The organism is Myxococcus sp. MISCRS1, from assembly GCF_026626605.1.
GTDB classification, from domain to species: Bacteria; Myxococcota; Myxococcia; order Myxococcales; family Myxococcaceae; genus Myxococcus; species Myxococcus fulvus.
Window position 1 is genome coordinate 7684809 of sequence record NZ_JAPNKB010000001.1, and the last position, 14676, is coordinate 7699484.

Here is a 14676-nt window from a genome sequence, read left to right on the forward strand (position 1 = left end):
GGCCTGGCGTGGGGGGCTCCACCGCGCACCCGCCCCAGCAGGCGAGGGCCAGTACCACGACGGAGACACCGCTCCCTGGACGCTTGGGCACTTGACCCCCCACGAAATGTCGCGCGAGTCCCCGCGAGGGGACCCGAAGCCTTCATCGACAGATATCACTATCCCGCAGCTGGCCCAGATGGCCAACCGCATTGCCTGTCATCGAGCGCGCGTAGAGGCCGCCCACCCAGGCTCCATCACTGAAGGAGACGTGGGCATGGGGTGCAAGGACTGTTCCGTAGAAGCCATAGTCAAACGCGGTGAGCGTGGTGGCCTCCGGGAGGTTGAAGAGCACGCCGTGCTCGTCGATGCCGCCGGCGAAGACATGTCCGAAGTTGGTGAACAGGGGGGAGGTGCCTCGGACGTTGATGACGACGAGCGAGGTGGCGGGGGCTTCGATGGTGAGCAGCGCCGCGCTGGCGATGGCGCTGGCCTGGACGTGGAAGACATTCACCTTGGGGTGGGTGCCCCGCAGGAAGATTCCACCCCAGGGCTCGAGGGTGGTGGTGCCCTGCTGGGGCAGGGCGGCCAGGTCCGCGGAGAGCTTGCGCAGCGAGCCGAGGACGTCGGTGAAGGGGATGGGCGTGCCGCGGGTGACCGAGCCGCGCGGGAAGGTGAGGGTGCCCGCGGGCAGGTAGCGGTCGCCGAACCGGGCGTGACCCCAGACGGTGCCGTTGTTCAGGTTCAGGTCCCTCCCGGCGACCAGGAGGTTGTCGGTGTCGGTGTCGGGCAGGTTCCAGCCCACGCGGAAGTCCTTGAGGAAGATGCTGCCGCCGGCGGCGACGCGGCCCGCCACGTCATTGCCCTGTCGGTAGTCCTCCGCGACGAGGAGGTTGTAGTCAGCCAGGCGGACCTGGATGCAGTGCTCCACGCGCTGCTCCACGACGGTGACGGAGATGCTGGTGACGGCCGGCCCGTTGCGGATGACGATGGTGGCGATGCCAGGCCCCTGCGCGGTGACGACGCCCGCGGTCGACACCGTGGCGATGGCCTCGTTCGATGACGAGTACACCGTCCCCACCGCCTGGGAGGTGATGTCGCGCTTGATTCCGTCGTTGTAGAGGCCCGTCACCACCAGGTTGCGCGTGGAGCCCACCCCGTGCAGGACGCCATCGCCGTTGAGCACGGAGATGAGGTTGAGCTGCGCGGAGGAGACGACCTGCAGGGACACGGGCGGCGACGACCTGCGCTGGCGCGCGTCGTCGATGCCCGTGGCGACCAGCTGCACCGTGCCGATGGCGTGGGGTGGCACCTGGAACGTGGTGGTGAAGGGCGCCTCGGGGATGACGACCGCCTTGTCGGTGCTCGAGACATAGACCAGGTGGGGCGCGAAGCCGCCGGTGCCCTCGGTCACCACGGTGAGGGTGCTCCCGGGGCTCACCGCCGTGCCGGGCGCGGGGGACACGATGCGCATCCCGCCGGAGGCCAGCAGGGGCGAGGGGCGCTCCCACCCGGTGATGACGGGCAGCGGCTCCTCTTCCGGCGCGAGCTGCTCGTCGTCGGGCATCCACGCGCCGCCGCCTCCCGCGTCCGGCGGCGGGCAGTTGGTGGCCGCGACGGGGGCGGGGAGGGACGGGGCGAAGCTGTCACTGGCCACGGGGCTGTTGAGCAGGTTGACGATGCTCGCGTAGTAGCTGGTGTTGGAGGGCGTCTTGAAGTGCTCGAGGTCCGGCACGCTCGCGTCCATGGCGAAGGACGTCGTGGCGGTGGTGGGCGCGCCTCCGCGCTGGTCCGCCTCCGAGGCGAACATGTCGTAGTCCTTGTCGCAGAACAGCCGGCTGGGCTGCGCGGCCTGCTGCGGGTTGCGCGAGGTCTTCGCGCGCATGATGAGGTTCCAGTTCGCGGGGGGCGTGAGCTTGTCCACCAGCGGGTGGTACGCCTCCATGTTGGTGTAGAGGACCTTGATGTGGTCGAAGAGCATGCCCTGTCCCTGGGGACGCTCGATGTTCTTCCCGTTGAGGCTCACCAGCACGTGGGTGGGCACGTTCGTCACGCCCACGGAGGTGAGCAGGGGGTTGCCCGGCTGCAGGTCCTCGAAGGACGTGGTGCCCGAGTTCACCTCGAGCGAGACGTTGAAGTCCCGGAGCATCTCCAGCTTCAGCTCGTCCCAGGCGACCTGGTAGCTGGCCGTCCCCTTCATGTGGTTGCGGGTGTCGACGATGGCCTTGGCGATGGCGCTGCCCGCGTGGGGCGTGTTCAGCAGGATGAGCCGGTTGAGGTCTCCCTTGTTGAAGTTGTCGGCGCGCAGGTAGTCGCTCCTCGCGGCGAACCTGCGCGCCATGATGCCGCCCATGCCGTGGGCGAGCGCGTCCACCTGGGTGACGGCGATGTAGCGCAGGCGCATCTCCAGCAGAGCCTCCCGGATGGCCTTGCCGAGCGCGGCGCGGTTCGCCTCCGAGTCGATGCTCTCCGAGCTGGTCGTCGAGTAGTCGGCGCACGTCACGTCGAACAGGATGTTGGAGGAGATTCCCGCGTGCCACTCCCAGTACTGGCAGTCGGACCACAGGTCATGGATGGCCACGATGGGCGGACGGACCACCTCGATTTCGTGGGTGTCCGGGAAGGGCGTCCCATTGGCCGGGGTGTAGAGGGTGGAGAGCGTCACGGCGCGCTTCTTGAGCAGCCTGTCGGCGGTCTCCTGGCCCGGGCGGATGAAGTCCTCGGGCGCGGTGTAGAGCGCGAAGGCGTAGTACTGGTTGGTCGCGACCTGCTGGGCGGTCGCGTCGATGACGTTGGTGGGGGCGTCCGAGGAGCCCACCAGGCTGAGCCCTCCGTTGGCGGGCAGGTGCGTGTCGCCCAGCTTGAAGCGCAGGGTGCCGGGGCCCGGCAGCCGCGCGCGCAGCAGGATGACGCTGACGCCGTCGGCGGCGACGCCGCTGGCGGGCGTGCCCAGCGTGGCGAGCCGGCCCGGGTTGGTCTCCACCTTGCGCAGCAGCGGGTCGATGAGGATGGGGTTGGGGTCGATCTTCTCCAGGCTGGAGATGCTCACGTTGTCGATGACCACGCTGGAGTCCAGGATGCCGTCGCCCAGGTCGCGGATCTCGAAGACGAGCGTCACCGGCCCGCCGCCGGCGATGGCCACGTTGACCGTCTTGAAGTCGGTGATGCCCGCGTCCGGGAAGAGCTGGATGCCGTCCGGGTAGGTCGCCGGGAAGAAGTCCACGCCCGAGGGGTCGTCCGCGAGCAGCACGTCGAACTGGGTGTCCTTGGCGCGCGTGGCGGAGGCGTCGAAGAAGTGCGCGCTGTTGACCGAGGTCTGCTCGGCCAGGCGCGTGCCCTGCGCGTCCTGCACGTGCGCGGTGAACTGGTCGTTGTACTCGCTGCCCACGAAGTCGGGCGACTCGGCGCTCAGGAAGCGGTAGTCGAACGACAGCCGCGTCATGCCCGCGGGCACGTTCAGGGTGAGCCGCAGGGTGACGACGTCCCCCTCGGCCCCCTCGGGGGCGAAGTCGGTGCCGGGCTCGGGCAGCCGGGCGCGGTCATTGACGTAGCCGGTGCCCAGCACGATGAGCGAGGGGCCCTTGCGCGGGGTGATGATGCCGTAGTTGGACATGACCTTCGTCGTCTGGTCGGGCGCGGGCGCGGTGAGCTGGCTGCTCACCAGCATGCCCGCGGGGATGTCCAGCGCCGCGGCCAGGTCGGGCGCGGTGGCCTGCGCGAGCTGGGCCGCGGGTTGCACGACCTGGCGGCTCGCGATGCGCCGCCGCTCCGCGCGCTGCGCCTCCTCCCGGAGCGTCGCTTGGGATTGCTGTTGGGGCGGTGAGGCTTCGGGAGGGCTGGCGTCGCCACATGCCAGGGCCAGCGCGAGGACGAGCGGGAGCAGGGGGACGTTGCGAGGCTGCATCAGGTTCACTCCGAGGTCTGGGGCGGCGGGAGGCGAACGGCGGGGCGGCAACGGGCACGGCCATCCAGCGGACTTCCACTGGATGGCCGGCGGTCTGGAAGGGTGATGACGTCGGGCGAGGGGCGCGGAGGCCTTCGGGGCCGCGCCCTCGCTGCTGGGCGGCTACTGGCGCCGGGCGGCCAGCTTGTAGTCGCGGTGCCACCGGGACGGCAGCGAGGCCAGCACGTCGGCGCTCTTCTGCGTCTGGGCGATGGACTCGTACTTCTGCTGGATCTGCCCGTCACCCACGACGAAGCCGTTGGCGTAGACCACCGTCTGGTCCTGGGCGAGCGCGAGCTTCTCCGCGTCCGAGCCGACCTTCACGTTGTACACCTTGCCGGCGTACGGCTCGCGGCTGACCTCGACGAGCCTGCTGGGGCCCGCCTGGGTCATCACCACGTCGCCCTGCTTGAGGGCGCGGGCCTGCACCATGCCGCGCGCCAGGACCTGGATGGGGTGCATCTCCGTCATCAACAGGCTGTGGCCCGCCGCGCTGCGGATGCGCACCATGGGCACCGTCTCGGTGCCCACGGCCGTGTCCATGACGGTGAGCGTGGGCTGGTGCGGGTTCTTCACCTTGTCGCCGGCCTTGAGCGACTCCACGGGCGCCACCTTGCCCTCGGCCAGCGCGATCTGCGTCCCCGCCGCCAGGCAGCTGTTGGTGACGGTGATCTTCTTGAAGGTGTAGTCCGGGCGCGGCACGGCGCGGTCGTTGCTCAGCGTCACGGAGGACTGGTACGTGGCGCCGCCCGTCCCGACGACGGGCAGGACGATCTTCAACGTGAGCTTCACCTCGTCCTGCACCTGGCGGCAGCCGTCGTCGAAGAAGGCCGCGTGGGCGCCCGTCAAATCCCAGGAGAAGGTCTTCTTGTCGGCGCTGAGGGAGGCGCGGTCCCAGAACTGCCCCATCCTCGCCTCGATGAGGTTGCCGTCCGTCACGTCGCAGCCGCCGCCCGCGTTGGTGAGGATGAGCTTGAGGTGGCCCACCTCATACGTCGGCGTCCCCAGGGCCAGGTCCGCCTTGAACTGGTTGATCTTCGCCTGGTCGAAGGTGTGGGGCGCGGAGGTGAGCGACAGCTGCCCCTTGAGGGGCAGCTTGATGGCCTGCGGGGTGCCGGTCAGGTCGTAGTCGCAGTCCTGGGTCCACGTGCGGTTGAGGCACACGGAGATGAGGTTGTCGTTGAGCACCGTGTCCACGGGCGCCTGGACGGTGAGCGCGGAGTACGTGGGGCGCGTGGAGGTGGTGCCCGGCGGCGAGCCGAACTCCGAGTAGAGGTACGAGTCCTTGAACCCCTCGACGGAGTCCTCGACCTTGTACGAGGAGACCCGGTAGCGGCCCAGCTGGGTGAGCCCCAGGTTCGCGGTGGTCGGGACGGTGAGGTTGGTGCCCTGGTCGTACTCCTCCGCCCAGGCGAGCTGGGTGAGCGGGTGGCCCGTCTGGTCGGTGAAGTTGGTGTCCGTGTACGTGTAGTACGTGCCGCCCGGGAAGGTGGACGTGGACACGCCCTGCCCGTCGTTCTCCTCGCGCGTGGTCTCACCCGCGTTGGCCGACTCGATGGCGTGCATCTCCTTGCGCTCGGCGGACGTCGCCAGCCCGGCGTCCTCCGACGACAGCTGGCCCGGCGCGAAGCCCCGCGACACGTGCTCCTTCTGGCGCGCGGCCAGCGCCTCGAACAGGTACGGCGAGTTCTCCGGCGTCTTGCCCGCCAGCTTCAGGCGCGCCTTCGCGAAGCGGTACTGGGCCGGGTCCGCCAGGTTCAACCGGACGCGCACGTCCGGCTTGGCGATGGAATGCAGGTAGGCCTCGTCCGCCCGGTACGTGGTCCACTCGGCCTGGCTCAGCCGGGTGGCGTCGCCGAGCCCGCGCAGCGTGCGGCCGAAGTCCGCCACCAGCTGCTCGTGGGGACTGGAGGTGCAGCCCGACAGCAGGGCCAGGCAGGCGGTGCTACCCATCACCAGAAAACGACGTGCTCGTGACATGGTGTTTCCTCCTCCGCTTGGAACGGCTCTCACATGCAGACTTGCTGGAAGTCGGGGCAGCAGTCGTTGAACTCCAGGCAGCTCGGGTCGCAGAAGCAGCCCTCCGCGCCCACGCCGCACAGGCCCACGCAGCTGTTGGCTTCGCCCACGCAGAAGCCGTTGCCCTGCGTCAGGTCGCTGAAGAGCAGCGAGTCGGGCGAGCCCTTCAGGTCCTCCACGCACTCGAGCGTGGCGGAGTCGCGCAGGTTGGCGACGATTTGCGCGGGCGTGGCGGTGCGGTGGGTGCCCAGGTATTGCGCCACCGCGCCGGCGACGTGGGGGCTGGCCATGGACGTGCCCTCGTCGACGACGCTCGCCACCGCGTCACCCATCCAGGCGCCGAGGATGCTCACCCCCGGCGCGAAGATGTCCACGCACGGGCCCCAGTTGGAGAACGTCGCCCGGACGTCCGCGTCGTCGACGGCGCCCACGGTGATGACCAGGGGCTCGCTCGCGGGGGACTGGGTGCAGGCGTTCAGGTCGTCATTGCCCGCGGCCACCACCACCGGGATGCCCGCGTTGACCAGCGCCGCGGCGGCCAGGTTCGCCGGCACGTACAGCGGCCCGGTGATGCTCACGTTCGCGACGCAGGGCCCGTCCTGCCGGGGACAGTCGGCGCGCACGAAGTCCATGCCCGCGATGATGGCCCCCCAGGTCCCCAGGCCGTTGCACCGCAGCACCCGCACCGGGTGCACGGTGGCCTCCTTGGCCATGCCATAGAGCGTGCCCACGGCGGTGCTGGCCACATGGGTGCCATGGCCGTGGCAGTCCTCGATGCCCCGGCCATCCGGCACGAAGCTCTGTGACGAGCCCACCCGTCCGGTGAACTCCGAGTGCTCCGTGTTGAGCCCCGTGTCGAGCACGTACACGTGCACCCCGGCGCCCGTGTTGTCGAAGTCGTTGTACTGGCCGTCGCGCCCCTGGCGCTGGTCCACCCGGTCGATGCCGTCCGCGGGGCTGGGCACCGTGGCGCTGAGGGTGACCTGCTGGTCCTCCTCGATGAGGGCCACGCCCGGCTCGGCGCGCAGCCGCTCCACCTGGGCGCTGTCCAGGCGCGCCGCGAACCCGGGGATGAGCTGGTAGCGGTGCCGCACCTGATTGATGCCGCCCGCGCGCGCCACCCGGCCCACAGCCGAGTCGATGGCCTGCCCCGTGATGCCCTCGGAGAAGACGACGATGTACTCGTCGGGGACGCGCCGCGCCTCGGGGGCGCGGCCCAACGGCGCCAGCTTCGGAGCCGAACCGGGCCCCTGGGCGGAGGCGCCCTGGGGCGGGCGCTCCTCGCAGGCGATGAATCCCAGGACGAGCGCCCCCAACAAGGGCAGGGCCTCAAGCTTCATTCCAAGCAAGGGATGGGCACGTCGGGGCAGGGGCCGCATGGTGTCTCGGTCTGGGTGGGCCGAGCGACGCCCGCGCCGACACGGGGCCTCTCGGGATGGACGGGGGATGTCCGCGGCGGCGGAGGGCTTCCGCTACCGCGGGGGGAGGCGTGGACGTGGATGGCGTGAGCGCGAGCCCCAGGCGGGCCCGAGCGACGTTCGCGTCTTGAAGACGCACGCCCGAATCAACCTATGCATCAATTCTCGATATTCACTTTGGGTGAATTGTTTCATCGAGGATGCGCGTGAGGCTGAGATGCAGATGGCTCTCCACGCTGCGCAGGACGCTGGTGAACTCCTGGGAGGAGAGGTCCAGGCGTTCCTTGAGCAGGCGCCGCGTCTCGTCGTGCACGGCCTGCTGGGCGCTGTGCAGCCAGCGCGAGACGGTGGACTGGTTGACGCCGAAGAGGGTGCCGAGCTTCGGGGTGGAGAGGCGGTCCACGAAGTGGAGGCGCAGCAGGTAGCGGTGCTCTCCGGGGAGGATGGCGAAGGCGTCCTCCAAGGCCTTCCGGAACGCGTCGTGGTACCGGCGTTGGATGGCCTCCAGCTCGGGGTCGGGCGCGGGCGTGGGCAGCAGCTCCAGGACGGTGTCGCTCGACGGGCAGGGCTCCTGGGACTTGCGCAGCAGGCTCAGGGCCGTGCGCAGGGCCACCACCCGCACCCAGTTGGCCAGGGTGCCCCGGCCGGAGTACTCGGCGATGCGGGGCGCGGCGGCGGTGCGCACCAGCAGCCGCTCACGGACCTGCTGACGCACCTCGTCCACCATCGCCGCCGGCAGCCGCATGTGCGCGAGCACCGTCGGCACGCTGGCCATGTGGTGCCGCTCGAAGGCGGCGAGCGCCGTGCCCAGTCCCTGCACGCAGCCGCACGCCAGATAGAGGTCGCCGGCCTCGAGCCGCTCCAGCGCCGTCCCCCAGTCCTCGCCCGGCGCCAGGCGCGGGAGGTGGAGGGCCAGGTGTCGCATGAAGCTCTCGGCGCCCAACGGGATGTCCGGCCAGTGCTCCCGGCCTTCGTTCCAGAGCCGTGACAGCCACGGCTCCAACACCTCGGGCGTGACGTCCTCCGGCGGGACGCCCGCATGCGCCAGGAATAACGGTGCGAATGCCAAGCCCCCCTCCTCCATGCCGCCATTATAACCGATGGAGCCTGACTTACTCTGAGTGCGGGTTAATCTGAGTGAAGGTCGTCTTTGGGCATGAAAGGGGAGAGTTTCTCGCTTTACCGGATGAAGTCCGTTTTGTGAGAGGCTCTGACCGGGGGCATACAGGGGGGTGTCAAATCCTTACATCCGGCTGCCTGTGCGAGGAAGACGTGGTGGCGCTCGTCGAGGAGCGGCTGGACGGCGCGGCGAGGGGGCGCGTCCATCGCCACGCCGCCGAGTGCCCCGCGTGTCGGGAGCTGCTGGTCGCCGTCATGCGCAGCCAGACGGGGAGCGTGGACGCGCCCGCGCCTGCCTGGGGGCCCACGGTGGCGCGGACCTGGGTGCCGCCCGGGGTGCTGGACGAGTTCCACCTGGTGCGGCTGTTGGGGCGGGGGGGCATGGGCGCGGTGTACCTGGCGCATGACACGTCGTTGGACCGGCTCGTCGCGCTCAAGCTGAGCGTCGCGCTGGAGCCGGACACCAGCACGTTGGACAGCTTCGCCATCGAGGCGCGCGCCATCGCCCGCATCAAGCACCCCAACGTCGTCACCGTGTTCCGGGCGGGGCAGGTCGAGGGGCGGCCGTATCTGGTGTACGAGTACGTGGACGGCAAGAGCCTGGCGGAGCTGGCGCCGCCCCTGCCGTGGCGGTACGTGCTGGACATCGCGCTGGGGCTTTCGCGGGGCTTGAGGGCCGCGCATCAGCGCGGGGTGCTCCACCGGGACGTGAAGCCGGGCAACGCCATCCTGGACGCGGATGGCAGCATCAAGCTGCTCGACTTCGGGCTCGCGGCCTTCGTGGGGACGGACCGCTCGAAGCCGTGGGCCGTGCCGGGCGTCGTCGGCACGCCGCGCTACATGGCGCCCGAGGTGCGCCTGGGGGCGCCGGCCACGCCGCAGAGTGATTTGTATGCCCTGGGGCTGCTCGTGTACGAGCTGTGCACGGGGCGTGTCCCGCATGTGCGCGCCTCCGGTGCGGACCTGGAGGCGGGCCGGGTGGCGGCCGCGCTGGTGCCGCTGGTGGACCTGGTGCCGGGAATCGACCTGGACTTCGCGGAGGCCGTCGAGCGCTGTCTGGAGGAGGACCCGTCCGCGCGCTTCGGCCGCGTGGATGCGCTGTGCACCGCGCTGGAGCGTCTGGTGTCGCAGGGGCCGGCCGCAGGCTTCGCGCCCGTGCGGTCCGCCGCCATCGCGGAGACCCGCCCGTGAGCGGGTCTCCGGCTGCTTGGGGCGCTACAGCTCCACCTTCTTCTCCGTCTGGTTCGTCCCGTCGAAGCGCAGCATCACGCCCTTGTTGTCGTAGCGGGTGATGATGTTGACGGGGCGGCGCCACAGGGACTGGAGGTTGCGCAGCGTCTCGCGGGCGTAGTCACCCTTGAGGTCCTGGCCGTCGTGCTTGTGCGCGAGCAACAGCTCCCCGCGGTTCTCGTGGTTGCCGTCCACCACCTCGATGATGGGCTGGCCGAAGTTGGTGAGCCCCTGCAACAGCTTGCTCTTCACCTTGCGGAACTCGCGGTCGAGGATCTCCCACGAGTTGCGCTTGTCGTTGAAGCCATACACGAAGAGCTTCTGCTCCATCGCGAACTCGGGCGTCAGGAACGTGTCGATGAAGGTGATGTCGTTGTAGTGCTTGCGGACCTCGAAGATCTTCTCGCGTCCGGCGCCCAGCTTCTTGTCCCAGTTGCGGCGGGCGCGCAGGTCATCACACTCGTCCCACTCCTTGCCGAAGCGGCCCTTGTTCCAGCGCTCCTCGATGTCCCGCCACAGCTCGATGCCCAGCTTGTAGGGATTGATGGCGCCGGGGCGCGTCCCCATGGTGCCGGAGTGGTGGTCCGCGTAGTCGATGATTTCGTCGTCGCGCAGCGCCCTGCGGGTCATGATGGTGGAGTGCCAGTAGCTGGCCCACCCCTCGTTCATGATCTTGGTCTGGCCCTGGGGCGCGAAGTAGTAGGCCTCCTCGCGGAGGATGGCCAGGATGTCCGACTCCCACGGCTCCAGCGGCGCCTCCTCCAGGAGGAAGAGCAGCACGTCGCGCTGGGGGCGCTCGGGGAACTTCTTGGCCCGCTGCTTCTCGTCCTCCACCTTCTTGCGCTGGGAGTCGAGGAACTCGGACGGGTTGATGTAGCCGCGCATGTACTCGCGGCCGACCTTGAAGCCCTCCACGCGCTCGTTGGACTTGAGCTCGTCCTCGGCGCGCCTGGGGTCCGGGTTGCGCCGGATGTGGGGCGAGTGCTGGTCGATGAGGTTCTCCAGGCTCAGGGTCCGGTCGATGAAGTCCTCGACCTTCTCCACGCCGATCTTGTCCACCCAGCGGCGCACCCGCGTGGCGTGGTTGGCCATCTCGTCGATCATCCGCCGGTTGGTGTGGCGGAAGGAGAAGTTGTTCTTGAAGAAGTCGCAGTGACCGTAGACGTGGGCCATGACCAGCTTCTGGTCCACCTCCGGGTTGCTCTCCATCAAGTACGCGTAGCAGGGGTCGTTGTTGATGACGAGCTCGTAGATCTTGCTCAGGCCGTACTCGTAGCCCTTGGAGAGCTGCTCGTACTCCATGCCCCAGCGCCAGTGCGGGTAGCGGGTGGGGAAGCCGCCGTAGGCGGCGACCATGTTCATCTCGTCGTAGGACACCATCTCGAAGACGGTGTCGAAGAAGTCGAGTCCGAACTCCTTCGCGTAGCCGTGGATCTCATCCCTCAGCGCGGCGAGACGGGGCGTAAGGCTCTTGGGCATCGGGAAGTCTCTCCGGAGGACAGGTGGGGGCGCTGGCTCTTCAGCGTCCCTTGCCGAGGAAGTCCTTGATGGACGCGTAGATGGCGTCCTTGTCCGCGATTTCGCTGAGCGCGACGTTGGGGGTGTCACCCACCGCCTCGCGAAGGTCCTTGATGAACTGACCGCTGCCGTAGGGGGACTCCACCTGTCCGTAGGCGAACTGGTTGACGTTGGGCAGCACGTCGTTGCGCAGCATCTCGATGCACTGGCGCGTGTCGTCCGCGCTCCAGTTGTCCCCGTCGCTGAAGTGGAACGGATAGACGTTCCAGGCGCTCTTCGGGTAGTCGGCCAGGATGATGTCGCGGCAGAGCTTGTAGGCGCTGGAGATCATCGTCCCGCCGGACTCGCGGGTATGGAAGAACGTGTCGCGGTCCACCTCGCGCGCCACCGCGTCGTGGATGATGTAGCGCGCCTCCAGGCCCTTGTATTGGTGGCGCAGCCACGTATCGAGCCAGAAGCTCTCGATGCGGACGATCTCCTTCTGCTCGTCACCCATGGAGCCGGACACGTCCATCATGTAGATGATGACGGCGTTGGTCTCCGGGAGGTCCTGCAGCTTGTAGCTGCGGTAGCGGCGGTCCTCGCGGGTGGGGATGATGACGGGCCTGGCGGCGTCGTAGGTGCCGGCGGCGATTTGTCTGCGCAGGGCCTGCTTGAAGGTGCGCTTGAAGTGGCGCAGGGATTCGGGGCCGGTGGTGTTGATGCCGGTGTAGCGAATCTTCTGGGTGATGATCTTCTCGTTCTGGCGCCGCTCGATGTGGGGCAGCTGCAGCTCCTCGCCCAGTATCTGCGCCAGCTCCTCGAGCGTGACATCCACCTCCAGGGCGTGGTCTCCCTCACCCTGGCCGGCCTGGTGCCCGTCCCCGGGCTCCACCGCCCCGGGGCCGAGCTGCTGGCCCACCTCGCCGTCACCCTGTCCGACGCCGCCCTGCTCCTTGTGGCCGTACTTGAAGCGGGGGATGTCGATGAAGGGGATGGGGATGCTGATGGCATCCTTGCCCTTCTTCCCAATCATCTCGCCCTTCTGCACGTACTTGCGCAGGTTGGCTTTGATCTTCCCGCGGACGATCTGTTTGAAGCGGGAGTGGTCCTGGTGGATCTTCAAGGTCACGACGGCTCGCCCTTCTCCTGAGGTGGTTACTCCTTCGCGTCGCCGCGGGCGAAGATGCTCGCCACGAAGTTCAACACGTCGGTGGAGCAGATCTCGCAGTAGCCGTAGTTCTTCATCATCCGGTCCTTCACCAGGTCGATCTTCTCCTGGGTCTCCTTGTCCACGACGGAGGAGACGAGGTTCTTGAGCTTGATGCTGTCCTTCTGGTCCTCGAACAGCTTCAGCTCGAGCGCCTTGTGCAGCCGCTCGTTGGTCCGGTAGTTGAAGGTCTTCCCCTCCACCGCCAGCGCGCCGATGTAGTTCATGATTTCGCGCCGGAAGTCGTCCTTGCGGCTGTCGGGGATGTCGATCTTCTCTTCGATGGCCCGCATCAGCCGCTCGTCCGGCTCCTCGTAGAGGCCGGTGTACTTGTTCTTGACCTTCTCCTTCTGGGTGTAGGCCTTGATGTTGTCGATGTAGTTGCCGCACAGCTTGCCGATGGCGTCCTCGTCGGCGCTGATGGCGCGCTGGACCTCGTTCTTGACGATGTCCTCGTACTCCTGCTTCACGGAGGTGAGCAGCTCCTTCATCCGCTTGCGCGCGTCCTCGTTGTTGATGAGCGAGTGCGTCTTGAGGCCCGCCTCCAGCTCGTTGAGGACCATGAAGGGGTTGATGCAGCCCTCGCCCTTGTCGCTCACCAGCGCGTTGGAGATTTTATCCTGGATGTAGCGCGGGGAGATGCCCTCCAGGCCCTCGCGGATGCTCTCCTTGCGCAGCTCCTTGATGTTGTCCTCGGTGAAGTTGGGGAGCGTCTTGCCGTTGTAGAGCTTGAGCTTCTGCAGGAGCGACAGGTTGTGCTTCTTGGGCTCCTCCAGGCGCGTGAGCACCGCCCACATGGCCGCCATCTCCAGCGTGTGCGGCGCGATGTGCTTGCCCTTGATGGCGCGGGAGTTGAAGTCCTTCTCGTAGATCTTCACCTCCTCGGCGAGCTTGGTGATGTACGGCACGTCGATCTTCACCGTGCGGTCGCGCAGGGCCTCCATGAACTCGTTGTTCTCGAGCTTCTTGTACTCGGGCTCGTTGGTGTGGCCGAGGATGACCTCGTCGATGTCCGTCTGCGGGAACTTCTTCGGCTTGATTTTGTGCTCCTGCGACGCGCCGAGCAGGTCGTAGAGGAAGGCGACGTCCAGCTTGAGCACCTCGACGAACTCGATGATGCCGCGGTTGGCGATGTTGAACTCGCCGTCGAAGTTGAACGCGCGCGGGTCGGAGTCCGAGCCGTACTCGGCGATCTTCCGGTAGTTGATGTCACCGGTGAGCTCGGTGGAGTCCTGGTTCTTCTCGTCCTTGGGCTGGAAGGTGCCGATGCCCACGCGGTCCTTCTCGCTGAAGACCAGGCGGTTGACGCGCACGTGGTCCATCACCCGCGCGAAGTCACCGTGGTACTGGGTCATCAGGTCCTTGAAGACGAAGCGGCAGGCGGGGCACAGCTCCGAGCCGTCCGGGATGGTGTAGCCGGAGTCCGGCGGCGACAGCTCCTGGTAGACCTTGGCGCGCCACTCGCGGGGAACCAGGTTGAGTGGCTCCTCGTTCATGGGGCACTTCATCTTCTCCTTCACGACGGTGCCGTCCGGCAGCTTCTTGTCGGTGGTCCAGGAGAAGGTGTACGCGGCGCCCTCGGGCGTCTTCGAGTAGTCCTCGGTGCCCTTCTTGAGCAGCCGCGCGATGGTGGACTTGGACGAGCCCACGGGGCCGTGCAGCAGGATGACGCGCTTCTCGGTGCCGTAGCCCTGGGCGGCGGACTTGAAGACGTTCACCAGCTTCATCAGCGGCACATCCAGGCCGAAGATGGCGTCCTTGCCGCCGAACTTCTCGTCGCTGAAGAAGTGGTAGCGGATGAGCTTCTTCTTGTTGTCGATGTACTCCGTCTTCCCGTGGCTGAGGATCATGTCGTAGATCCTCTGGAAGGCGGTGCGTGTCACCTTGGGGTTCTTCCGGACGATTTCGAGGTACTCCTCGAAGTTGCCTTCCCAGTTGAGCTCCGCGTAGGTCTTCGCGTCCTGGAGCGCGGCGATTTTGGAGACCCACGAACCCTTCTCAGCGTCCCTCATGTCTCTCCCTCGGAAGCCGGCCTGGGGTGCGAGGCACTCGCGCCCTAGGGGGCCAGAATGGTGAACCTGGAGGGCTGGATTGCCATTCCACAACCATCCCGCCGAGGTCCCAGGCACGACAGCCCTGCAGCCAATTCGGGACCCCGCCGCGGAATGGGACCGCGCGTTACGCTCGTGTCAGGGGCAGGACGCCGGAACAGGCGCGCCCCCTCCACGGGGTGAAGAGGCAAGGGTGATTATAGGGCGGCG

At 67.8% G+C, this 14676-nt stretch carries 8 protein-coding genes; 1 reads left to right on the top strand and 7 read right to left on the bottom strand.

The window, feature by feature from the left end:
- Positions 1-142 precede the first annotated feature (142 nt).
- The 4 genes from OWM54_RS30675 to OWM54_RS30690 all read right to left on the bottom strand — a co-directional run bounded on the left by OWM54_RS30675 (position 143) and on the right by OWM54_RS30690 (position 8428).
- A complete protein-coding gene (locus tag OWM54_RS30675) occupies positions 143-3883 on the bottom strand; it encodes a choice-of-anchor A family protein (protein WP_223781731.1) in 3741 nt (1246 codons plus the stop codon).
- A 162-nt stretch (positions 3884-4045) separates the two neighbouring features.
- The gene (locus OWM54_RS30680) at positions 4046-5902 is read right to left on the bottom strand and encodes a Hint domain-containing protein (RefSeq protein WP_267699797.1); all 1857 of its coding nucleotides are present in this window, start codon (positions 5900-5902) and stop codon (positions 4046-4048) included.
- 29 nt (positions 5903-5931) lie between these two features.
- Complete coding sequence (locus OWM54_RS30685) at positions 5932-7281, bottom strand: S8 family serine peptidase (protein ID WP_223748088.1); 1350 nt, start codon at positions 7279-7281, stop codon at positions 5932-5934.
- Between the two features lie 250 nt (positions 7282-7531).
- On the bottom strand, positions 7532-8428 hold the full coding sequence (locus OWM54_RS30690) for a sigma-70 family RNA polymerase sigma factor (protein ID WP_223748089.1): 897 nt from the start codon (positions 8426-8428) through the stop codon (positions 7532-7534).
- A 206-nt stretch (positions 8429-8634) separates the two neighbouring features.
- Here OWM54_RS30690 and OWM54_RS30695 point away from each other — a divergent pair, with 206 nt between their 5' ends.
- Positions 8635-9669, top strand: a complete 1035-nt coding sequence (locus tag OWM54_RS30695; RefSeq protein ID WP_194869484.1) for a serine/threonine-protein kinase — start codon at positions 8635-8637, stop codon at positions 9667-9669.
- A gap of 24 nt (positions 9670-9693) precedes the next feature.
- Here the strand turns inward: OWM54_RS30695 and OWM54_RS30700 are convergent, their stop codons facing one another.
- From OWM54_RS30700 to OWM54_RS30710, 3 genes are read right to left on the bottom strand one after another with little or no spacing between them, the layout of a single operon-like run.
- Entirely contained in the window at positions 9694-11187 is a 1494-nt protein-coding gene (locus tag OWM54_RS30700; protein WP_223748090.1) for a SpoVR family protein, read from the bottom strand.
- A 40-nt stretch (positions 11188-11227) separates the two neighbouring features.
- Positions 11228-12337, bottom strand: a complete 1110-nt coding sequence (locus tag OWM54_RS30705) for a DUF444 family protein (RefSeq protein WP_141332034.1) — start codon at positions 12335-12337, stop codon at positions 11228-11230.
- A gap of 26 nt (positions 12338-12363) precedes the next feature.
- Complete coding sequence (locus tag OWM54_RS30710) at positions 12364-14427, bottom strand: PrkA family serine protein kinase (protein WP_141332033.1); 2064 nt, start codon at positions 14425-14427, stop codon at positions 12364-12366.
- Positions 14428-14676: the final 249 nt, after the last annotated feature.

Bases quoted from the DNA above. Each gene is read 5' to 3' on its own strand.
- OWM54_RS30675 (WP_223781731.1), bottom strand. From the start codon at position 3,883: ATGCAGCCTCGCAACGTCCCCCTGCTCCCGCTCGTCCTCGCGCTGGCC.
- OWM54_RS30680 (WP_267699797.1), bottom strand. From the start codon at position 5,902: ATGTCACGAGCACGTCGTTTTCTGGTGATGGGTAGCACCGCCTGCCTG.
- OWM54_RS30685 (WP_223748088.1), bottom strand. From the start codon at position 7,281: ATGAAGCTTGAGGCCCTGCCCTTGTTGGGGGCGCTCGTCCTGGGATTC.
- OWM54_RS30700 (WP_223748090.1), bottom strand. From the start codon at position 11,187: ATGCCCAAGAGCCTTACGCCCCGTCTCGCCGCGCTGAGGGATGAGATC.
- OWM54_RS30710 (WP_141332033.1), bottom strand. From the start codon at position 14,427: ATGAGGGACGCTGAGAAGGGTTCGTGGGTCTCCAAAATCGCCGCGCTC.